Annotated in this window: 19 protein-coding genes and 1 tRNA gene; 12 read left to right on the top strand and 8 right to left on the bottom strand. The window is 75.3% G+C overall.

Annotated features, from left to right (window positions below):
* Positions 1-160 precede the first annotated feature (160 nt).
* The 4 genes from ACI79Z_RS13130 to ACI79Z_RS13115 all read left to right on the top strand — a co-directional run bounded on the left by ACI79Z_RS13130 (position 161) and on the right by ACI79Z_RS13115 (position 4,383).
* Positions 161-514, top strand: a complete 354-nt coding sequence (locus ACI79Z_RS13130; RefSeq protein WP_387986013.1) for a hypothetical protein — start codon at positions 161-163, stop codon at positions 512-514.
* A gap of 107 nt (positions 515-621) precedes the next feature.
* Positions 622-2,511, top strand: a complete 1,890-nt coding sequence (typA, locus tag ACI79Z_RS13125) for a translational GTPase TypA (RefSeq protein WP_387986011.1) — start codon at positions 622-624, stop codon at positions 2,509-2,511.
* Positions 2,512-2,715: 204 nt separating this feature from the next.
* Positions 2,716-3,267 (top strand): DUF5994 family protein, encoded by a 552-nt coding sequence (locus ACI79Z_RS13120; RefSeq protein ID WP_387986009.1) that lies wholly within the window; start codon positions 2,716-2,718, stop codon positions 3,265-3,267.
* Between the two features lie 138 nt (positions 3,268-3,405).
* Positions 3,406-4,383: an NAD-dependent epimerase/dehydratase family protein gene (locus ACI79Z_RS13115; RefSeq protein WP_456902877.1), complete on the top strand. Its 978-nt coding sequence runs from the start codon at positions 3,406-3,408 to the stop codon at positions 4,381-4,383.
* A 56-nt stretch (positions 4,384-4,439) separates the two neighbouring features.
* On the opposite strand, the gene ACI79Z_RS13110 is transcribed toward ACI79Z_RS13115, so the two are convergent.
* The 4 genes from ACI79Z_RS13110 to ACI79Z_RS13095 form a co-directional block, all read right to left on the bottom strand.
* Positions 4,440-5,444, bottom strand: coding sequence for a sulfite exporter TauE/SafE family protein (locus ACI79Z_RS13110; RefSeq protein WP_387986004.1), 1,005 nt, complete (start codon positions 5,442-5,444; stop codon positions 4,440-4,442).
* Between the two features lie 302 nt (positions 5,445-5,746).
* Positions 5,747-6,748, bottom strand: a complete 1,002-nt coding sequence (locus ACI79Z_RS13105; RefSeq protein ID WP_456902876.1) for an anion permease — start codon at positions 6,746-6,748, stop codon at positions 5,747-5,749.
* Positions 6,749-6,754: 6 nt separating this feature from the next.
* The gene (locus ACI79Z_RS13100; protein WP_387985999.1) at positions 6,755-7,372 is read right to left on the bottom strand and encodes a DUF47 domain-containing protein; all 618 of its coding nucleotides are present in this window, start codon (positions 7,370-7,372) and stop codon (positions 6,755-6,757) included.
* A gap of 107 nt (positions 7,373-7,479) precedes the next feature.
* Positions 7,480-8,037: a sigma-70 family RNA polymerase sigma factor gene (locus tag ACI79Z_RS13095; protein WP_456902875.1), complete on the bottom strand. Its 558-nt coding sequence runs from the start codon at positions 8,035-8,037 to the stop codon at positions 7,480-7,482.
* 68 nt (positions 8,038-8,105) lie between these two features.
* Here ACI79Z_RS13095 and ACI79Z_RS13090 point away from each other — a divergent pair, with 68 nt between their 5' ends.
* From ACI79Z_RS13090 to ACI79Z_RS13070, 5 genes are read left to right on the top strand one after another with little or no spacing between them, the layout of a single operon-like run.
* Entirely contained in the window at positions 8,106-8,750 is a 645-nt protein-coding gene (locus ACI79Z_RS13090; RefSeq protein ID WP_456902874.1) for a zf-HC2 domain-containing protein, read from the top strand.
* Positions 8,747-10,552, top strand: a complete 1,806-nt coding sequence (locus ACI79Z_RS13085) for a copper resistance CopC/CopD family protein (protein WP_456902873.1) — start codon at positions 8,747-8,749, stop codon at positions 10,550-10,552. Before ACI79Z_RS13090 ends, ACI79Z_RS13085 begins: the two co-directional genes overlap by 4 nt.
* A 31-nt stretch (positions 10,553-10,583) precedes the next feature.
* Positions 10,584-11,318, top strand: a complete 735-nt coding sequence (locus tag ACI79Z_RS13080) for a YcnI family protein (RefSeq protein ID WP_387985988.1) — start codon at positions 10,584-10,586, stop codon at positions 11,316-11,318.
* On the top strand, positions 11,315-11,998 hold the full coding sequence (locus ACI79Z_RS13075) for an SCO family protein (RefSeq protein WP_456902872.1): 684 nt from the start codon (positions 11,315-11,317) through the stop codon (positions 11,996-11,998). The genes ACI79Z_RS13080 and ACI79Z_RS13075 overlap by 4 nt, the downstream gene beginning before the upstream one ends.
* Positions 11,995-13,092 carry a hypothetical protein gene (locus ACI79Z_RS13070; protein ID WP_456902871.1) on the top strand — a complete coding sequence of 366 codons (1,098 nt, stop codon included), beginning with the start codon at positions 11,995-11,997 and terminating at the stop codon, positions 13,090-13,092. The genes ACI79Z_RS13075 and ACI79Z_RS13070 overlap by 4 nt, the downstream gene beginning before the upstream one ends.
* Before the next feature lie 27 nt (positions 13,093-13,119).
* On the opposite strand, the gene ACI79Z_RS13065 is transcribed toward ACI79Z_RS13070, so the two are convergent.
* Genes ACI79Z_RS13065 through ACI79Z_RS13050 form a run of 4 tightly spaced genes read right to left on the bottom strand, consistent with a single transcriptional unit; the run spans position 13,120 to position 17,378 of the window.
* A complete protein-coding gene (locus ACI79Z_RS13065) occupies positions 13,120-13,938 on the bottom strand; it encodes a phosphocholine cytidylyltransferase family protein (RefSeq protein ID WP_456902870.1) in 819 nt (272 codons plus the stop codon).
* Positions 13,925-15,052 carry a CDP-glycerol glycerophosphotransferase family protein gene (locus ACI79Z_RS13060; protein WP_456902869.1) on the bottom strand — a complete coding sequence of 376 codons (1,128 nt, stop codon included), beginning with the start codon at positions 15,050-15,052 and terminating at the stop codon, positions 13,925-13,927. Before ACI79Z_RS13060 ends, ACI79Z_RS13065 begins: the two co-directional genes overlap by 14 nt.
* Positions 15,049-15,828, bottom strand: coding sequence for an HAD family hydrolase (locus ACI79Z_RS13055; RefSeq protein WP_456902868.1), 780 nt, complete (start codon positions 15,826-15,828; stop codon positions 15,049-15,051). Before ACI79Z_RS13055 ends, ACI79Z_RS13060 begins: the two co-directional genes overlap by 4 nt.
* The gene (locus ACI79Z_RS13050) at positions 15,825-17,378 is read right to left on the bottom strand and encodes a mannitol dehydrogenase family protein (RefSeq protein WP_387985971.1); all 1,554 of its coding nucleotides are present in this window, start codon (positions 17,376-17,378) and stop codon (positions 15,825-15,827) included. Before ACI79Z_RS13050 ends, ACI79Z_RS13055 begins: the two co-directional genes overlap by 4 nt.
* 504 nt (positions 17,379-17,882) lie before the next feature.
* Here ACI79Z_RS13050 and ACI79Z_RS13045 point away from each other — a divergent pair.
* The 3 genes from ACI79Z_RS13045 to ACI79Z_RS13035 all read left to right on the top strand — a co-directional run bounded on the left by ACI79Z_RS13045 (position 17,883) and on the right by ACI79Z_RS13035 (position 20,292).
* The gene (locus ACI79Z_RS13045; protein ID WP_456902867.1) at positions 17,883-18,788 is read left to right on the top strand and encodes a M23 family metallopeptidase; all 906 of its coding nucleotides are present in this window, start codon (positions 17,883-17,885) and stop codon (positions 18,786-18,788) included.
* 95 nt (positions 18,789-18,883) lie between these two features.
* A tRNA-Ala gene (locus ACI79Z_RS13040) sits at positions 18,884-18,956 on the top strand.
* Positions 18,957-19,440: 484 nt separating this feature from the next.
* Positions 19,441-20,292 (top strand): ANTAR domain-containing protein, encoded by an 852-nt coding sequence (locus ACI79Z_RS13035; RefSeq protein WP_456902866.1) that lies wholly within the window; start codon positions 19,441-19,443, stop codon positions 20,290-20,292.
* Positions 20,293-20,398: the final 106 nt, after the last annotated feature.

Raw genomic sequence — 20,398 nt, 5'->3', positions numbered from 1 at the left:
CGGACGCGCAGCTGCGCGTCCGGGGCCCTCGCGCGTCCGGGCCCACCTCCGCGCGTCCTGGCTCACCTCCGCGCGTCCTGGCTCAGCTCCCACGGTCGGCCAGGACGCCGCACGATCAGCCCACCTGATCGTGCGGTGCCCCTCCGGGGACACTGGGGGCATGACGACGTCCGTGCTGACCCGCGCCCGCACCCGGCTGTCCTCCGCCGTCCTCGTCGCCGTCGGGCTGGCGGCCGGCTTCGGCGTCGCGCAGGGCACCGGCGTCCGGGCGCTGGGCGGGGCGGTGTTCCTCGCCGGCGGGCTGGGCGCGGCCTGGCTGTGGGTGCAGCGCCGCGGCGTGGCGGTCGCCCTCGGGCTCGGCGCGCTCTACGTCGGCGCGTTCGTCCTGGCGCACGTGCTGGCCCTCGGCGCCGGGTTGCCGGCCTGGCTGGCGGTGAGTCTGGTCACGATCGCCGCCGCAGGGGTGACGTACGCGGTGGCGGACCGGCCGCAGGCGGAGGTCCCCGGGCGCTGAGCCCCTAAGCTGGGTGGGAAGGTCGCGACCCCGGCGGCCGTTGTACGGAGCACCGCGAGCGCTGCCGCCGCGGGATCCCCCTGACTCTCCCCGAGGTGCCCTTCCGCATGCCCACCCGCGACGACCTGCGCAACGTGGCGATCATCGCCCACGTCGACCACGGCAAGACCACCCTGGTCGACGCCCTCCTCCGCCAGGCCGGTGCGCTCGGCCGCGCCAAGGGCGAGGGGACCGACGCCGACACGACGCAGGACCGCGTCATGGACTCGATGGACCTCGAGCGCGAGCGCGGCATCACCATCCTGGCCAAGAACACCGCCATCCGCCTGGCCGACGAGAACGGCAACCCGGTGACGGTGAACATCGTCGACACCCCCGGCCACGCCGACTTCGGCGGCGAGGTCGAGCGCGGCCTGTCGATGGTCGACGGCGTCGTGCTGCTCGTGGACTCCTCCGAGGGCCCGCTGCCGCAGACCCGCTTCGTGCTCCGCAAGGCGCTCGGCAAGGGGATGCCGGTGATCCTGGTGGTCAACAAGACCGACCGGTCCGACGCGCGCATCGCCGAGGTCGTCGACGAGACCTACGAGCTGTTCATGGAGCTGCTCGAGGACAACGGCCTGGACACCGACGCCCTCGAGTTCCCGATCGTCTACTGCAACGGCAAGGAGGGGCGGGCGTCGCTCACCCGGCCCGCCGACGGCACCAGCCCCGACAGCCCCGACCTCGCGCCGCTGGTCACGACGCTGCTGGAGACCATCCCGGCGCCGACCTACGACGCCGAGGAGCCGCTGCGCGCGCAGGTCACCAACCTCGACGCCTCGCCCTACCTCGGCCGGCTGGCGTTGCTGCGCATCCACTCCGGCACGATGAAGAACGGCCAGACCGTCGCCTGGTGCCGCACCGACGGCAGTGTCAAGAACGTCAAGATCACCGAGCTGCTGGTCACCGAGGGCCTCACCCGCACCCCGGCCGACAGCGCCGGCCCCGGCGACCTCGTCGCCATCGCCGGCATCGAGGACGTCATGATCGGCGACACCCTCGCCGACCCGAACGACCCGCGGCCGCTGCCGCCCCTCACCGTCGACGAGCCGTCGATCTCGATCACCATCGGCATCAACACCTCGCCGATCTCGGGCAGGAGCGGCAAGAAGCTCACCGCCCGGCTGATCAAGAACCGCCTCGACCAGGAGCTGGTCGGCAACGTCTCGGTGCGCATGCTGCCCACCGAGCGCCCCGACACCTGGGAGATGCAGGGCCGCGGCGAGCTGGCGCTGGCCATCCTCGTCGAGCAGCTGCGCCGCGAGGAGTTCGAGCTCACCGTCGGCCGCCCGCAGGTGGTCACCAAGGAGATCGACGGCAAGCTCCACGAGCCGGTCGAGCGGGTCACCATCGACACCCCGGGCGAGTACGTCGGGACGCTGACCCAGGCGCTGGCCTCCCGTCGCGGGCGCATGGAGAACCTGGTGCACCACGACACCGGCTGGGCGCGGATGGAGTACGTCGTCCCCTCGCGCGGCCTCATCGGGTTCCGCACCGAGTTCCTCACCGAGACCCGCGGCACCGGCGTCCTCAACCACAACCTCGAGGGCTACGAGCCGTGGATGGGTGACATGCGCGCCCGCCCGACCGGCTCGCTGGTGGCCGACCGGCAGGGCGTGGCGACGTCGTACGCGATGTTCTCGCTGCAGGAGCGCGGCCAGATGATGGTCACGCCGGGCACCGAGGTGTACGAGGGCATGATCGTCGGGGAGAACTCCCGGCCCGACGACATGGACGTCAACATCACCAAGGAGAAGAAGCTCACCAACATGCGGTCCTCGACCGCGGAGGAGCTCGAGCGCCTGGTGCCGCCGAAGGTCCTCAACCTCGAGCAGGCGCTGGAGTTCTGTGCCGAGGACGAGTGCGTCGAGGTGACGCCGGCCGCCGTCCGCGTGCGGAAGGTCATCCTCGACCAGAACGAGCGCGGCAAGGCGAAGAACCGCAAGCCCAAGGCGTGAGCCACCCGTGCACTCCCGCGGGGGTGCACGCCTCGCCGAGCCCCCGTCCGGTCCGCCGGACGGGGGCTCCTGCGCGTCTGCGCGGAAGTGCCCGCGGGCTGCCGTCACCGGATCGTGACCGGCGGTGATGACCGGCCGTCCGGGCGCGACAGGCCCGGCCGCGGCGCGCGGGGATCCCGCGGCGCGCCGACCTACCGTCGCCCGGTGGGCCCGGACGCGGGCCTGCAGCACGCTGAGCGGGAGGCGGGACTGCTGATGACGACGACGGAGGCGACGGGGACCACGGGGGGCTTCCGTGGCGGCATCGACGTCCGCGTGAGCCTGCGGGCCGACGCCGGGTCGGGGGAGAACGCCTTCGACGGGGCCTGGTTCCCGCGCGGTCGCGACCTCGCCGTCGAGGTGCCCGAGCTGATCGCCGCGCTCGACCGCCGCGGCGTGCGGGTCGAGCGGTTCACCTACGCGCTGGACTCGTGGCTGCCGGCGCCGCGCAAGGTCGTCGTCGACGGCCGGGTGGTGCGCACCGGCGGGTTCCGCAGCATGGACCCCGGCGTCGTGTGCCTGAGCTGGGCCGGCGGCAACCGGCGCGCGGACCTGCTGGTCGTCCCGCCGGAGACCGACGTCATCACCGGCGTGCGCGCGCTGCGGCTGTGCACCCGGCGGGGCCTGCCGCGGTCGCCGCAGATGGTGCTCGCCGCGGCCCGCTCCCAGCCGCTGCCGCAGGTGCCCGACCTCCCGGTGGTCACCCGGGCGGTCTAGGAGGGCCCCGTCCTCCCCGCCCTCCGCACGCTCGGGGCGGGACCCGGGACGGGGCCGCCCGAGTCGAGGACGCCCGGGTCCTTGCGCCGTCCGCGAACCGGGTGGACGGCGGGGGAGCGGCTCCGCTGGGGTGGGCCCGTGCGACTCCTCGTCCTCGGCGGCACCCACTTCCTCGGCCGGCACGTGGCGACGGCGGCGCTCGACCGCGGCCACGAGGTCGCCGCGTTCAGCCGCGGCGTCACCGGCGCGCCGCCCGACGGCGTCCGCCCGCTGCACGGCGACCGCGACGACCCCGCCGCCCTCCCGCGCGCCCTGGACGGCTGGACGCCGGAGGTCGTCGTCGACACCTCCTGCCAGACCCGCCCGGCCGCCGACCACGCCGCGGCCGCCCTGGCCGGCGTGCGGGCGTACGCGTTCGTCAGCAGCCTCAACGCCTACTCGACCTGGCCGCCGGGCCCGGTCCGCGGCGAGGACGGCCCCACCTGGGACACCCCCGACGACGACTACGGCCCGAACAAGGCGTACGCGGAACGGGTGCTGGGCGCGGCGCTGCCCGGGCGGTTCCTCACCGCCCGCGCGGGCCTGATCCTCGGTCCGCACGACAACGTCCGCCGGCTGCCGTGGTGGCTGCAGCGGATCGCCCGCGGCGGCCGCGTCGTCGTCCCCGACGCGCTGGAGCAGCCGATCGCGCTGGTCGACGTCCGCGACCTGGCCGGCTGGCTGGTCGAGATGGCCGCGCGCGGGCAGGCCGGTCCCGTCAACGCCACCGGCCCGGCCGGGATGACGACCCTGGGCGGGCTGCTGGAGACGTGCCGGGAGGTCACCGGCAGCGACGCGGAGCTCGTCCCGGTGCCGGAGGAGGACCTGCTGGCCGCCGGCGTGGAGCCCTGGCTGCACCTGCCGTTCTGGCTGCCCCGGGAGACGGCGGCGACGGCGTGGGACGTCGACACGGCCCGCGCGCGGGCGCTGGGGCTTCCCAGCCGGCCGGTCCGCGACACCGTCGCCGACACCTGGGCCTGGCTGCGGCAGGACCCCGAGCGGCTGCCCACGCCGCACGGCCTGCCCGAGCCCGGCCTCCCCGAGGAGCTCGAGGCGACGCTGCTGGCCGGCCGCTGAGACGACGGGAGGCCCCGCCCGGCGGTTGCCGGACGGGGCCTCCTGCACGGCGTTGCCTAGTCCCGCGGGTCGGCGGGGCGGCCGGCGCGGAGGCTGCGCTCGAGGTCCGCGACGTCCGCCGCGTCCGGGGAGTGCAGGTGCTCGTCCTCGGCCAGGCGGGCGGCCTCAGCGGCGAGGGCGTCGGCCGACTCCTGCGCGCGGTCCTTGCGGTACTGGAGGAAGGAGTGCGCGACGGCGGCGGCCCAGACCAGGTAGATGACCGCGTAGACCGAGTAGCGGACCGGGTCGGAGGCGTCGATCCAGTCGCTGCGCAGCAGCGTGCGGGTGTTGGTCAGGACGATCATGCCGCCGACCAGGGAGCCGAGCAGCCGCGGCGGCACGTGACGCACCAGCCACGCGGCGATCGGCGCGGCCACCAGGCCGCCGGCGAGCAGGCCCAGGGCCCACACGAAGTCGATGCCCTGCGACCCGAGTGCGAGGAGGAAGCCCAGGCTGGCGGCCAGCGCGACGAGGAACTCGGAGGTGTCGATCGAGCCGATGACCTTGCGCGGCTCCATGCGGCCGCTGGCGAGTAGCGCCGGCGTCCCGACCGGGCCCCAGCCGCCGCCGCCGGTGGCGTCGACGAAGCCGGCCACCAGGCCGAGCGGGGCCAGGAAGCGCTTGCGCACCGGCCTGCCGATGTTGCGGCGGTCGACGCCCCGCAGGGTGAAGCGGACGAGCAGGTAGACGCCGAGCGCCAGCAGGATGAGCGACATCACCGGGGCGGCGACCTCGGTGGAGAGGCTGGAGAGGACGTGTGCGCCGGCGAAGGCACCGACGGCGCCGGGGACGCCGACCTTGGCCACGACCTTCCAGTCGACGTTGCCGAACTTCCAGTGGGCGACGCCCGACATCAGGCTGGTGCCGATCTCGGCGAAGTGCACGGTCGCCGAGGCGGCGGCGGGGTTGGTGCCGAAGGCCAGCAGCAACGTCGTCGAGGTGACGCCGTAGGCCATGCCCAGGCTGCCGTCGACGAGCTGGGCGCCCAGCCCGGCGAGGGCGAGCACGATGAGGGTCTTCACGGGGGTGGGGGCTCCTGTCCGGCTGGGAGGCGGGCCGCGGGCACGCGTCAGGGCGCGACTCGGCGCGGGTCGTGCGAGGGGGAGGGGCGCCCCGGAGGGCGCGGGCGTCAGCGGCCCGGACAGGTGGCCGTGCAGACGCGCAGCAGGTCGACGTGGATCCGCCCCACCAGGAGCACCGCCGTCGCCGCCACGGGGTCTATGTCTACCAGATCGATCGGGATATGCCAGCGGGGGGTCGACGAGACGGAGGTCACCCCGCGAGCGCCCCGCGGGGTGCCCCCTCGGTCAGGGGAGCGGCGGCGTCAGCCGACGAGGAGGCCGGTGAGGAGGTACGCCAGCGCGGCCACCGCCCCGGCGGCCGGCAGGGTGACGATCCACGCGACGACGATGTTGCCGGCCACGCCCCAGCGGACCGCCGACAGCCGCCGCGTCGACCCGACGCCCATGATCGACGTCGTCGTGATGTGCGTGGTCGAGACCGGCACGGCGAAGACCGTCGCCGTCGTCACCATGACGCCGGAGGCCACGGTCTGGGCGGCGAAGCCGCCGGCCGGGGTGAGCTGGATGATCCGCCGCCCCAGGGTGCGCATGATGCGGAAGCCGCCCGCGTAGGTGCCCGCGCTGATGGCGAGCGCCGCGGCGAGCACGACCCACAGCGGCACCTCGAAGTCGTCGATCTCGCCGGCGGTGAACAGCGCCAGCGTGATGATCCCCATCGTCTTCTGGGCGTCCTGCAGGCCGTGGCCGAGGGCCATGGTGGCGGAGCTGACGATCTGCGCGTAGCGGAAGCCGCGGTTGGCGCGGGTGACGTTGGCCCGCCGGAAGGTCCACAGGATGGCGAGCATGAACAGGTAGCCGAGGCCGAAGCCGACCAGCGGCGACACGACCATCGGGATGACGACCTTGTCGACGACGCCCAGCCACTGGACGTCGTGGGCCGCGGCGATCGCGGCGCCCACCAGGCCGCCGATCAGCGCGTGCGAGGACGACGAGGGCAACCCGAAGTACCAGGTGACGAGGTTCCACACGATCGCGCCGACCAGCGCGGCGAAGACGATCTCCAGCCCGCCGGTCCCGGTCGGCGCCTCGATGATCCCGGCGCCGACGGTCTTGGCGACCTCGGTGGACAGCAGGGCGCCGACCAGGTTCATCACCGCCGCCAGCGCCAGCGCCACCCGCGGCGTCAGCGCCTTGGTGGAGACGGCGACGGCGATGGCGTTGGCGGCGTCGTGGAACCCGTTGGTGTAGTCGAACGCCAGGGCGACGACGACGATGACCACCAGCGCGACGAAGGCCGCGTCCATCGACGCTCAGGACTCCTTGACCGCGATGGACTCGACGACGTTGGCCACCTTCTCGAACGCGTCGGCGGCCTCCTCGAGCTGGTCGGCCACCTCCTTGAGCCGGAGGACCTCCAGCGCCTCGAACTCGCCGCTGTAGAGCCGGGACAGCAGCCGCCGGTACAGCTTGTCGGCCTCGTTCTCGATGCGGTTGACCTCGATCCAGTAGTCGGGGAGGCCCTTCATCGTCTGCAGCCGCGGCATCGCCTCGGCGGTGGTCTCCGCGGCGCGCTGCAGCAGCGCCGTCTGCTGGCTCATCTCCGCCGGCAGGGTGCCCAGCCCGGTGAGGACGACGAGGTCGGCGGCGGCCTCCACGTAGTCCATGACGTCGTCGAGGTGGCTGGCCAGGCTGTAGATGTCCTCGCGGTCGAACGGCGTCACGAAGCTGGAGTTCAGCTGCCGGAAGATCGCGTGCGTCGACTGGTCACCGGCGTGCTCGAGGTCGCGCAGCCGGTCGGCGAGCTCCCTGCGGCGGGCGTGGTCGTGGATGAACTCGCCCAGGACGTCGGTGGCCGCCACCAGGTTCTGCGCGGAGTCGCTGAACAGGGTGTAGAAGCTCTGGTCCTTGGGGGTCAGGCTGAAGGGCACGAAGGGGCTCCGGATCGGCGGGGTTCGGGAGGGCGCCCGCCGCGGATGAGCGGTCGCACGGCCGTCGGGCAGCATAGGTACCCGTTCACGCGCGGTTCAGCGCAGGTTCACCCGCGGGCCGCGTCCGGCCCCTCCAGCACGCCCCCGCCGAGCGCCTCGACCAGGTCGGCGCGGGCCCGGGCGACCCGCGAGCGGATCGTGCCCACCGGGCAACCGGCCACCTCGGCGGCCTCGGCGTAGGAGAGCCCGAGCAGCTGGGTCAGCGCGAAGGCCTCCCGGCGGTCGGGGTCCAGCCGGGCCAGCAGGTCGGTGACGGCGGCGCCCTCGCCCACCCGGTCGGCGTCGTCGCCGCGGCCGAGGGCCTCCAGGTCGGTGTCGTCGCGGACCAGGGTCAGCCGACGGCGGCGCCGCGAGCGGACGGCGTCGGCGCAGACCCGCCGGGCGATCGCCAGCAGCCACGTCCGCAGCGAGGAGCGGCCCTCGAAGCGGTGCAGCGTGGCGAAGGCGCGGGCGTAGGTCTCCTGGGTCAGGTCGTCGGCGGAGTTCCGGTCGCCGAGCGCGGCGCACAGCCGCCAGACGTCGGACTGGGTGGACCGCACGAGGGTGGCCGCGGCGAGGGGGTCGCCGTCGACGGCGGCCGCCGCGACCCGCTCGAGCTCGTCCACGTGTTCCCTCCGTCACATCCGGGCCGGTCCCGGGAACCGGACGGGCCCTCCGTGACGACTACGACGACATGCAGTGTGCCCCCTTCCGCGAGGCGGTCTCCGCGCGACTCGACGGCGAGCCGCTCGGCGTGCCCGCCGCCGACCTCGACCGCCACCTCGCCGCGTGCCCCGCGTGCGCCGGGTGGGCCGACGCAGCGGAGGCGGTGACCCGCCGGGCGCGGCTGGCCCCCGCGCCACCGGTGCCCGACCTCACCGCCGCCGTCCTCGGCGCGCTGCCGCGGCAGCTGCCCGGCACCGCGGCCGCCGCGCGCGCCCGGCTGGTGCGGTCGGCGCTGCGGCTGGCCCTGCTGGCCGTGGGCGTGGCGCAGGCCGGCCTGGCGTGGCCGGCGCTGTCCGGCGGCACCGCGGCGATGAGCGCGCCGGTGCACGTGGCGCACGAGACCGGCGCGTGGAACCTCGCCGTCGCGGCCGCCTTCCTCGCCGTCGCCGCCGCGCCCCGGCTGGCCGCGGGTGCGCTGCCGTTCCTCGCCACCTTCACCGTCCTGCTGACCGTCACCACGGTGCGCGACCTGCAGGCCGGGCACGTGCACGCCGACCGCGCCGCCGCGCACCTGCTGCTGCTCGCCGGCGTCGTGCTCATCGCCGTGGTCGCCTGGCGGCAGCGGCCGCGACGGGCGGCCGCGCCCGCGGCGGCCCGGCGGGTGGTCGCGTGAGCACCGCCGTCCCGGCACGCCGCTCGTCGCGGCCGGCCCTGCTGCTGCTCGTGCTGCTCGCCGGCTGGCTCGGCCTCGGCGTGGCCACCGCCGGCCCCGCCGCCGCGCACGCCGAGCTGGTCTCCACCGACCCGGGGGAGGGTGCCCGCCTCGACGCGGCGCCCGGCCAGGTCACCCTGCGCTTCACCGAGGGCGTGTCCCTCGGGGCCGGCTACGCCCGCGTCCTCGGCGACGACGGCGAGCGCGTGGACACCGGCGCCGCGTCGGTGCAGGACGACACTGTCACCGTCCCGCTGCGCGGCGACCTGCCCGACGCCAGCTACGTCGTCACCTACCGGGTGATCTCCGCGGACTCGCACCCGGTCAGCGGGGCCTACGCCTTCGTCGTCGGCGACGGCGAGCTCGCCGACGCCGGGGCGGTCGCCACCGACCCCGACGCCGACCCGTTCGTCGCCACCGCGCTGCCGGCCGCGCGCGCCCTCGGGTTCGCCGGGGAGGCCGTGGGCCTGGGCGTCCCGGCGTTCCTGCTGCTGTGCTGGCCGGCCGGCTGGGCCTCGCGGCGGATGCGGAGGCTGACCACGGCCGGGCTGGCGACGGTCGCCGGGGCCGCGGTGCTCACCTTCCTGCTGCAGGGCCCGTACGCGGGCGGGGTGGGACTGAGGTCGCTGCTCGACCCGGCGCTGCTGTCCACCACCGGCTCCTCGGCCTACGGACTGACCACGCTCGGCCGCGGCGCGCTCGCGCTGCTGCTCGCCGCGCTGCTGGTGCCGCTGTGGCGCCGCGCGGCCGCGCCGCAGCCGCCGGAGACGGTGGGCGTGGCCGTCCTCGGCGCCGGCGTCGTCCTCACCACCGCGGCGGTCGGGCACCCGGTGGCCGGCAGCGTCCCGGTGCTCGCCACCGCCGTCACCGCGGTGCACGTCGCGGCCATGGCCCTGTGGCTGGGCGGGCTGGCCGCGCTGCTGGCCGGCCTGGTGCGGCCCGGCGTCGAGGCCGGGGAGCTGGCCGCGGCGCTGCCGCGCTGGTCGCGGATCGCCTCCGGCTCGGTGGCCGCGCTGGTGGTCACCGGCGTCGTCCAGTCGGTGCGCGAGGTCGGCTCGCCGGCCGCGCTGGTCTCCACCACCTACGGCTGGATCCTGCTGGCCAAGCTCGCGCTGGTCCTGCTGCTGCTGGCCGCCGCCGGCGTCTCGCGGGTGTGGGTGCAGCAGCACCTCGGCCTCACCCGCCCGCGGCCGGGCGGCCGCCGCCGGGTGACCGCGCACGCCTTCGCCGCCCCCGGCGCCGGCGCCGAGGAGCCGGCGGTCGCCGAGGCCGCCCGCGCCCGCGCCGCGGTGCAGGCCCGCGGCGCCGTCGAGGACGTCGCGCCGCTGCGCCGCACGGTCCTGGTCGAGGCCGCCGTCGCCGCCGCCGTGCTGGTGCTGTCCGCGATGCTGGTGGGCACCCCGCCGGCCCGCGCGACGGCCGCCCAGCCGGTCGACGTCACCCTGCCGCTGCAGTCGTCGGCGGGGGAGTCCGGCAGCGTCCAGCTGTCGATCGACCCGGCCCGTCCGGGCGCCAACACGCTGCACCTCTACCTGTTCGACGACGACGGCCGGCTGGCCCAGCCGGCCGACCTGCGCGTGACGCTCACCGAGCCCGAGCAGGAGATCGGCCCGCTCGACGTCGACCTCGAGCCCGCCGGCCCCGGCCACTGGGTGGCCGACGGGATGTCGATCCCGGGCGCCGGCACCTGGACCGTCGCCGTCAGCGTCCGGCTCGGCGAGTTCACCGCCACCACCGCGAGCACCGAGTTCCCGGTGCGCTGAGACCCCTCCCCGGATCGACAGAAGGAGAACCGTGTCCCTCATCCTGCGACCGCTGGCCCGTGCCGGTGTCGTCCTGGCCGCCGTGCTGACCGCCCTGGTCGCGTCCGTCGTGGTCGCCGCCACCGCGTCGGCGCACGTGACGGTCTCGTCGGCCGACGCCGCCGCCGGCGGCTACGGGAAGCTGACCTTCCGGGTGCCCAACGAGAGCGACACCGCGAGCACCGTCTCGGTGCGCATCTCGATCCCGGAGGACGAGGCGCTGGCCTCGCTGCGGACGATGCCGGTGCCGGGCTGGTCGGTCGTCACGACCTCCGCCGAGCTCTCCTCGCCGGCCGACGACCACGGGACGGAGATCACCAGCTACGTGTCGGTGGTCGAGTTCCGCGCCGACGCCGGCGGCGGGATCGCGCCCGGCCAGTTCCAGGAGTTCTCGCTGTCCGGCGGCCCGTTCCCGGACGCCGACACGCTGTCGTTCCCCACGGTGCAGACCTACAGCGACGGCACCGAGTCGGCGTGGATCGAGCCGACCGTCGAGGGCCAGGAGGAGCCGGCGAACCCGGCGCCGACCCTGACGCTGACCGCCGCCTCGTCCGGGGACGGCGCGGCCACCGACACCGCGGCCGCCACGGACGAGCACGCCCACGACGCCGAGGTGAGCAACGCGCCGGCCGGGCTGGCGCTGTTCCTCGCCATCCTGGCGCTGGCCGTCGGGGTCGCGGGCGTCGCCCTCGGATACCGCGCCGGCCGACGTACCGTGTCCTCGTGACCGCTCCCGGACGCGGCCGGAGCGCCGCGCTGCTCCTCGCCGCCGGCCTGGCGCTGTCCGCCTGCGGCTCCGACGACGGGGACCAGGCGGCGGCCGCCGAGGGCCACTCCCACGCCGACGGGGACCACTCCGGCGGCTCCCTCGCCACGGTGGAGGGGCCCGACGACACCTACGCCGGCCTCGACCTGCCCGACCCCTACCAGCGGCCCGCGTTCACCCTGACCGACCAGACCGGCGCGTCCTACGACTTCGCGTCCGTCACGGCGGGGCGCCCGACGCTGCTGTTCTTCGGCTACACGAACTGCCCCGACATCTGCCCGACGACGATGGCCGACGTCGCCCTCGCCCTGCGCGACACCGACCCGGCGCTGGCCGAGCAGGTGCAGGTGGTGTTCGTGACCACCGACCCGGCCACCGACACCCCGCAGGTGCTGGGGGAGTACCTGGACCGGTTCGACGCCGACCTGTCCACGCAGTTCGTCGGGCTGACCGGCGACCAGGACGCGATCGACCAGGCGCAGCTGTCGGCCGGCGTGCCGCTGGCCGAGGAGGACGGCCGGCTGCACAGCTCGCTGCTGCTGCTCTACGGCGCCGACGACCAGGCGCACGTCGCGTTCGACGCCGGCAACACCGCGCGGGACATCGCCGGCGACCTGGCCCTGGTCGCCGACGGCGCGTGAGCGGCGCCGTGCAGCGGGGCCGGGCCGCCGGCGCGCGGCTGCTGGTCGTCCTGCTCGGCGTGCTGGCCACGCTGGCCCTCGCCGGGCCGGCGCAGGCGCACGTCGGCGGGGAGGTCGCCGGCAGCGACTTCGACGGCCGGGTCACCTCGGTGCAGCCGCCGGTGCCCGGGGTGAGCGTCCGGGTGCTGGAGTTCGGGGACTCCCTGGAGCTGGTGAACACCACCGGCACCGAGGTGGCCGTGCCGGGCTACTCCGACGAGCCCTACCTGCGGATCGGTCCGGACGGCGTCTGGCGCAACGCGCACAGCCCGGCCACCTACATCAACCTCGACCGCTTCGGCCGGGTCACCCTGCCCGCGGACGCCGACCCGCGGGCCGAGCCGGAGTGGGTGCGCGTCTCCACCGAGCCGCACTACACCTGGCACGACCACCGCACGCACTGGATGACCGAGGGGCAGCTGCCGCCGGCGGTCGCGGCCGACCCCGACCAGGCGCAGACGGTGTTCGCCTGGACCGTCCCGATGCGGCACGGCGACACCGCGCTGACCGTGCGCGGGGTGCTCACCTGGAGCCCGCCGCCGCCGACGGCGCTCACCTGGGGGCTGCACCTCGCGCTGGCCGCCGCCGTCGCGGCCGCCGGCCTGCTGGCCCGGTCGCCGCGGCCGCTGGGCTGGGCGCTGGTCGCGGGCGGCGCCGCCGCGCTCTGGCACGCGGCGAGCACGCCCGAGCCCCCGGTGACGGTGTCCTCGCACGCGGCGGCGGTGGTGTCCGCGCTGCTGCCGGCGGTCACCGCGGCGCTGGTGGCGGTGCTCGGCCGGGTCGCCGCCCGGCGCGGCCGCGGGGTCGTGGCCGGGCTGTGCGCGGTCGTGCTCGGCTGGCTGCTGCTGGTGCAGGGCCTGCCCGACGTCGACGTGCTGTGGAGCGCGCACGTCGCCACCGGCGGCCCGGAGCTGCTGGCCCGGGTGGCGGTCGCCGTGCTCGTGGCCGGTGGTGCCGGTCTCGTCGTCGGCGGGCTGGCCGCCGCCCGGCGCTTCCGCGACCCGGAGCGGGCCCGCCCGCAGGACCCCGCCCCGCAGCCCCAGCCGGTCGCCTGACCGGCCGGGGCCCGGGGGCCGTTCCGGCTAGGCGGTCCCGTCCGGCACCGGGTGCAGGTGCGGGCGCGCACCGGAGAGCATCTCGTTGGCCCGGTCCAGGTCGGCCTCGAAGTCGACCTCGACGGCGGCCCACCGCGAGATGTCCACCGGCCGGAAGCGCACGCCGGCCTCGATGATCGCCGTCTCCATGCCGCGCTCGAAGTAGTCCTGGTCGCCGCAGCCGTCGAGGTGCTCGACCAGCACGGCCTTGTCGGCCGAGGAGACGTAGTTGATGCCCACGGCCTCGCCCAGGCCGCCCTTCACCGTCTTGGACAGCTCGGCGATGTAACCCTCCCCGTCGAGGGTGTACTTGACCTCCTCGTCGGCGACGGTGGAGGTGTCGACGCACACGAAGCTCTCGTCGGCCTGCAGCGCGGGCAGCACGGCCTCCAGCACGGCGGCGTCGAAGACGACGTCGCCGTTGAGCCACAGCACGCCGCCCTCGCGGGTGGTGCGCAGGCCGCGCAGCAGGCTCTTGGAGGTGTTGGTCCGCGCGAAGTGCGGGTTGTAGGCGAAGCGCAGGTCGGGCGCGGCCTGCATGAGCAGCTCGCACTGGAACCCGACGACGGCGGTGACGTCGACGGCGGGGCCGAAGACCTGCGCGAGCGTGTCCAGCTGGCGGTGCAGGATGCTGCGGCCGTCCACCAGCGGGGTCAGCGGCTTGGGCAGCGGGCGCCCCAGCCGGGTGCCCATCCCGGCGGCCAGGATGACCACCTGCGGCGGGAAGGGCTGCGTGCGGGCGGCCGGCTGGACTGCTCCGGTCCTGCGGCCGGGCACTCGGGTCTGCACGAGGTCAGCGATGCGCACTGTCGTCCCCTCCTCGGGTCGGGTCAGCCGCGCCGGCGGGGCCGCCGGGCGGGAAGAACAGGTCGAGGACGCGCCCGGTGGCGTTGCCGTCCTCCAGGGCGGTGTAGGTCTCGCGGAAGGACCGGTAGCGGTCGGCGTGCTCCGCGGTGACGGCGTCCAGGTCGGCGAGCGCGTCGACCAGCTCACCGCTGGTCGTCACGATCGGCCCGGGCGCGACCTCCTCGAGGTCCACGTAGAAGCCGCGCAGCCGGTCGCGGTACTCGTCGAGGTCGTAGGGGAACAGCACGATCGGCTTCCCGGTGACCGCGAAGTCGAACATCGTCGACGAGTAGTCGGTGACCAGCACGTCGGCGGCCAGGTACAGGTCGCGGATGTCCGGGTACGACGACACGTCCTGCACCGGCATCCCGTCGATCGACTCGAGCCGGTCGGAGACCATGTTGTGCAGCCGCAGCAGCAGCACGTGGTCCTTGCCGAGCCGGTCGGTGAAGTCCGCGAGGTCGACCGGGAAGTCGAAGTCGCGCTCCCCGGTGCCCTCGAAGACCAGGTCGTCGCGCCAGGTGGGTGTGTAGAGGACGACGCGGGCGTCGTCGTCGATCCCGAGCCCGGCCCGCACCCGCGCGCGCACCGCGTCCCGCTCGGGGCTGGAGAGCAGGTCGTTGCGGGGGTAGCCGGTCTCGTGCACCGGCCCGCGGAAGCCGAAGGCCTGGCGGAACCGGCCGGTGCTGTAGGGGTTGGGGGAGAGCATCGCGTCCCAGCGGGCGATGTCGTGCTCCAGGTAGGCCAGCCGGCCCTCCGGCGCCCAGAGGACGTCGTTGTGGATCCGCTTGAGCGGGGTGCCGTGCCAGGTCTGCAGGTAGAAGGCGTCCGGGCGCTTCTCCCAGTCCAGCGGCACGTGGTCGTTGGACACGACGACGTCGGCGGCCTCGAGCGCGGCGATGCTCTCCGGGCTGCCGAACGGGACGGTCTCGACGTCGGCCGGGAAGGCGGACTCGGCGACCGGCGCGGTCAGCCACGTGTGCGTGACGTCGTCGCCGCGCGCCACCAGCGCCTCGTAGACGGCGCGCGGGCTGTCGGAGAACAGGCCGCGGAAGCTGGTGTAGACGATCCTCATCGACCACCTCCGGTCAGGACGGGCAGCAGCAGGTCGGCGAGCTCCTGCCAGGACGAGACGACGGCGAGCACGCCGGCCTCCCACAGCGCGGCCTCGCGCTCGGCGCGCTCGGCGGGCTGGACGAACAGCAGGTTCCCCACCGTGGGACAACCCGCGCGGACCGCGGAGAGTGCCCCCGGGACGGAGTCCTCCACGGCGAGGCCCTGCCCGGGGGCGATCCCCAGGCGCTCGCAGGCGTACAGGTACACCGCCGGGTCGGGCTTGCTCGTGGGCACCGGCAGCGAGTCCTCGGCGCTGAACCGGGCCGACGGCGGGATCAGCGCGTCCAGGTCCGTGGCGGTGAAGCAGGCGGCGAGCCGGGCCAGCGCGCTGGAGCTCACCGCGGCCAGTCGCAGGTGCGGGGCGAGCGCGCTGAGGGCGGCGTTCGTCGGCCCGTGCGGGCGCAGGTGCTCGCCCAGGTAGGCGGTGACCGCGCGCTTCTCCTCGGCCACCCACGGCTCGACGTCGACCTCGGGACGGCCGGCCTCGGCGGCCAGCCGGCGCGACGTCGTCCGGAAGTTCATCCCGGTGGTGGCCAGGCGCAGCTCCTCCGGGGTGTACCGGCGCTCGTCGCCGAGCTCGGCGAGGAAGCGGTTGGTGACCTCGGCGGAGGCGACGAAGGCCGGCTCTTCGGAGGGGAACAGGTTGCCGTCGGCGTCGCACAGCAGCGCGGTCAGGCCCGCGACGACGTCGCGGGGGAGGACCGCGGCCGCCCCGCCGGTGCGGGGCGCGCTCACCGGGCGCTCGCGGCGGTGGCGGCGGCGACGGTCTCGCGGACGCCGTCGCACCGGAGCCGGCGCACGGCGTCGGCGAGTTCGTCGGGGAACCCGGGGACCGAGCCGAGGTCGCCGAAGACCGGCTCGTCGGTCAGCAGCAGGCGCGGGTCGTCGCCGCCGGCGCGGGCCAGGGCCTGCAGGTGCGGCCCGCGGTCGTCCTCGATCGGCAGCGACCGGCCGTGCTCGTCGACCTGCTGCAGGTAGCGGACCCAGCCGGCGAGGGCCAGGGTCAGCAGCGCGTGCGGGCGGTCCTCGGCCAGGGCCTGGCGCAGCGAGGGCAGCAGGTGGTGCGGCAGCTTGGTGGACCCGCGGCGGCACAGCCGGGACAGCCGGTCGGCGATGGCCGGGTTGGCGAAGCGCTGCAGCAGCGTGGCCTTGTACTCGTCGAGGTCGATGCCCTCCGGCACGGGGATCAACGGGGTGACCTCGTCGTCCATGAGCCGGGCGGCGTACGCGGCGAACACCGGGTCGCCCATGAGCACGTCGATCCGCTCGTGCCCGGCCAGCGTGCCGAGGTAGCCGAGCGCGGAGTGGCTGGCGTTGAGCAGCCGGGTCTTCATCAGCTCGTGGTCGGTGACGTCGCGGACGAACCGGACGCCGACCGCGTCCAGCGGCGGGCGGCCGTTGCAGAAGGAGTCCTCGATCACCCACTGGGAGAACGGCTCGGTGACGACCGGCCAGCGGTCGTCGATCCCGTGCCGGCGGGCGAGCGCCTCGCGCTCCTCGGGCGTCGTCTGCGGGGTGATCCGGTCGACCATGCTGCTGGGGAAGGCGACGCGGTCGGTGATCCACCGGGCGAGGACCTCGTCGCGCAGCGCGGCGAACCCGGTGACGGCGGTGCGGGTGGCGTCGCCGTTGCGGTGCAGGTTGTCGCAGGAGACGACGGTGAACGGCGCCGTGCCGGCCCGGCGGCGGCGGTCGAGGGCCTCGACGAGGAAGCCGAAGACGGTGCGCGGGGCGCCGGGGTGCGCGAGGTCGTGCCGGACGTCGTCGTCGGGGGCGAAGACGCCGGTGGTGGGGTCGAGCAGGTACCCGGCGCCGGTGATCGTCATGGTGACCACGCGGGTGCGCGGGTCGCTGAGCCGGTCGAGGACCGCGTCCGGGGCGTCGGGGGCGAACAGGTAGTCGGTGAGGACGCCGACCACCCGGGCGCGCTCGCCGTCGGGGCTGCGCTCGACCACGGTGTAGAGGTTGTCCTGCGGCGCGAGGGCCTCCCGCAGCCGCCGGGCGCGCAGGCCGACGCCCACGACGCCCCACTCCGCGGAGATCCGCTGCTGGGCGACCTCGTCGAAGTAGATGAGCTGGTGGGCGCGGGAGAACCCGCCGACGCTCAGGTGCACGACCGACGGGATCAGCGCCGCCCGGTCGTAGGTGGGGACGGTGAGCCGGGCCCCGTGCTGCTCGAGCGTCGCCGCGGTCAGCGGCCGGACGCGGCCGACGGGGAGTGCCGTCGGCTGCGCGGCCGTGCCGGCCCGCGGGAGGTGCCGCGGGAAGCGCTCGGGCTGTGCCATCGAGGCATCGGTCCTTCCTGTCGGTGCTCGGCCGGCGCACGACCGGCCGCCCCCGCGCGCGGCACGGGACGATCATGGGACCACGCCGGCCGATCCGGGTGCACCTCCAGGGGCGGAGGGTCGCGGTGAAGCCGTCGTGCGGTGCGTCGCGCCGGTGGGTCGCGACACTGCCCGCGGAGTGTGCTCACGCGGGCACCTGGCGTGGGGGCGTCGGCCCGGCGGTCTCGTCGGACCGGCGCGGGCTGCTCCACGCCGGATGAGGTCATGTCCCCCGGAGGACCACGGCGTAAACACAGCAGCCGCGCGTGACACAGCGCACACGGCGTGTCACGCGCGGACACGCCGCACTCGGGGTCACGGCGAGGTCACGGTGTGTTTGTATCGACACGACTCGATCGGGCCCGCACGGGCCGCTTCCCACGAGCGAGCGGGGTACGCGCCTTGGCCAGTCACCGGAGTGATGCGGGTCTGCTGACCCGTCCCGCCAGCGGCTCCCTCGCGGCGGTGCCCGGTCCCCGGACCGGCGACTCCTGGACCGCGGCGGACCACCCGGTGTCCCCGCTGCGCGGCTTCCCGCCGGTCCGCCCCGCCGGCGTCCCCGTCCCGCGGTCCGCCGCCGAGGCCGCCGACGACGTCCCCGCGCCGGCCACCACCGCCCTGCCCGTCCCCGCCGCGGCCGCCGGACCGGCCACCACCGCGCTCGCCGCCCCGCGCGCCCGCCGTCGCGGCCTGCGCGACCGCCGTCCCCAGCTGCTGCTCGCCGCGCTCGTGGCCGGCGCGATCGGCGCCGGGGTCGTCGGGGTGCCCGGCGGGTCCGGGGCGGAGGCCGGGTCCACGGCGGTGCTCGGCGCGCAGATGGAGCTGGCCACCGGCGAGGAGTCCCTCGAGGTCATGCCGATGGCCTCGATCACCGAGGCGGAGGCGCAGGCGCGCCTGCAGGAGGTCGCGGCCAGCCGCGCGGAGCGGGCCGCGGCCGAGGCCGCCGCCGCGGAGGCCGCCCGCGAGGCGGCACGGCCCAAGGCCGTGCTGCCGGTCGACGGTGCGCGGTTCACCAGCGGCTACGGCTCGCGGTGGGGCACCTTCCACTACGGCATCGACCTGGCCGCCCCCATCGGGACGCCGGAGTACGCGGCCGTGGACGGCGTCGTCGTCCGGGCCGGTGCGGCCAGCGGTTTCGGCCTGGCCGTCTACGTCCTCCACGAGAACGGCGACGTCACCGTCTACGGCCACATGGAGGAGATCCTCGTCGAGCCCGGCCAGTACGTGGAGGCCGGCGAGACCATCGCGCTGCTGGGCAACCGCGGCCAGTCGACCGGGCCGCACCTGCACTTCGAGGTGCACCAGGGCGGGATGGACGGTCGCAGGATCGACCCGGTGCCGTGGCTGGCCGAGCGCGGGGTCGAGGTCTGACCCGCGACGCGCGGGACGCCCCCCCGCCGCAGGGGGCCGTGCCGGACGTCGTATAGTTCTCCGTGGCCCGAGCGAGACCGGGCGGGCCGAGGAACGGGGCTGTGGCGCAGCTGGTAGCGCACCACACTGGCAGTGTGGGGGTCAGGGGTTCGAGTCCCCTCAGCTCCACCCGTGTGACCAGGCCGTCCTCCCTCGGGAGGACGGCCTGAGTCGTCTCTGGTCGCAGTCGTGGTCGCCGTTTGATTCCACGAGCAGCGCGGCGCCCGTGCGGTCGGCGGCCTCACGGGCCGGTGCCGGCACGACGTGCTTCGTCCAGGCGTCGTGGTCCGTCCTCGCGTCGATCGGCCGGCCGTTCGGGCGTGCCCGCTCCTGGGCTCCTGGTGGACGAGCCCGCCGCCCCGGACGCGGTGCACGGCGTGCCGGACGGTGAGGGTGTCGTCGAGCAGGTCGTCGTCCTCCGACGCCGGCGGCAACGCCCCATCCGCTCGGGGACGGGACCCCGACGGGCGAGTACGTTGCCAGCGGCGCCGCATCAGCGGCCCCTGACAGGTCATGCAGGTGGCCTAGCGGATCACGGGCCACCCGTCACGGGCGACTCACTCCGGGGTCGAGGACCTCCGTCGACCAGCCGGACCTGACGGAGCGGACCGCGATGAGCCCCGACGACGATCAGCGGCCGTCCGAGCCTCTGGACGTCCACGACGCCTTCGCCGAACTCGGGCAGCTGTCCTTCAGCGACACCTCCCTGGACGCGATGCTGCAGAGGATCGCCGACCTGGCCAAGCAGGTCATCCCCGGCGTCGCGGAGGCCTCGGTCAGCCTGGTGGAGAACGACAAGGCCACCACCGCCGCCTTCACCGGCAAGCTGGCGCTCGACCTCGACGAGTCGCAGTACGGTCGCGGCTACGGTCCCTGCCTGGAGGCGGCGGTCGGTGAGGAGATCCGCGCGATCACCGACGCGCGCGAGGAGAGGCGCTGGCCGGACTACGCCCAGGTGTGCGTCGAACGCGGCTCCCTGAGCTCCATGTCGGTCCCCGTACCGGTACGACAGACCGTCCACGGTGCACTGGACCTCTACGCGGTCGAGGCTGCCGCGTTCGACGACGAGGCCAGAGACGTCGCTCGAGCGTTCGCCTCCTACGTCGCCGTGGCGGTGCACAACATGCACCTCTACGAGAGCACCCGCGAGCTCGCCGAGAACCTGGACCGGGCGATGCAGACGCGCGCTGTCATCGAACAGGCCAAGGGCATCCTGATGAGCCAGCGACGCTGCAACGCGGCCGAGGCCTTCCAGTTGCTCGCGACCGCCTCGCGGCGGTCCAACCGCAAGCTCCGCGACATCGCCCAGGCCGTCGTCGACGGTGCGAGCCGCACCCGAGCAGCGAGGCCTAGCCGGCTCGACGACGTCCCGGACGTGTCCCCGGCAGGTCGGGCTCGGAGGTGCCGCTCGCGGACAGGCGGAACCCCCGGGGGAGCAGGACCGTGTGCGTCGCCGTGCTCGTGAAGGCGTGCGAGACGCGTGCAGGCGAGCCGGCCGGTGGCGCTCCGTCAGGAGGGTCGGAGCTGCGGCGTCCGGTCTGATCCACCTGGTCCGTTCCCCGTCGGCGAAG

The organism is Geodermatophilus sp. SYSU D00663 (assembly GCF_054050655.1).
The sequence above is the reverse complement of the archived record's forward strand: the minus strand, read 5'-3'. Positions and strand labels throughout refer to the sequence as shown.

Excerpts from the sequence above, each read along its gene's own strand:
- ACI79Z_RS13130 (WP_387986013.1), top strand. The coding sequence starts at position 161 with ATGACGACGTCCGTGCTGACCCGCGCCCGCACCCGGCTGTCCTCCGCC.
- ACI79Z_RS13035 (WP_456902866.1), top strand. The coding sequence starts at position 19,441 with ATGAGCCCCGACGACGATCAGCGGCCGTCCGAGCCTCTGGACGTCCAC.
- ACI79Z_RS13060 (WP_456902869.1), bottom strand. The coding sequence starts at position 15,052 with ATGAGGATCGTCTACACCAGCTTCCGCGGCCTGTTCTCCGACAGCCCG.
- typA (WP_387986011.1), top strand. The coding sequence starts at position 622 with ATGCCCACCCGCGACGACCTGCGCAACGTGGCGATCATCGCCCACGTC.
- ACI79Z_RS13105 (WP_456902876.1), bottom strand. The coding sequence starts at position 6,748 with ATGGACGCGGCCTTCGTCGCGCTGGTGGTCATCGTCGTCGTCGCCCTG.
- ACI79Z_RS13090 (WP_456902874.1), top strand. The coding sequence starts at position 8,106 with ATGCAGTGTGCCCCCTTCCGCGAGGCGGTCTCCGCGCGACTCGACGGC.
- ACI79Z_RS13050 (WP_387985971.1), bottom strand. The coding sequence starts at position 17,378 with ATGGCACAGCCCGAGCGCTTCCCGCGGCACCTCCCGCGGGCCGGCACG.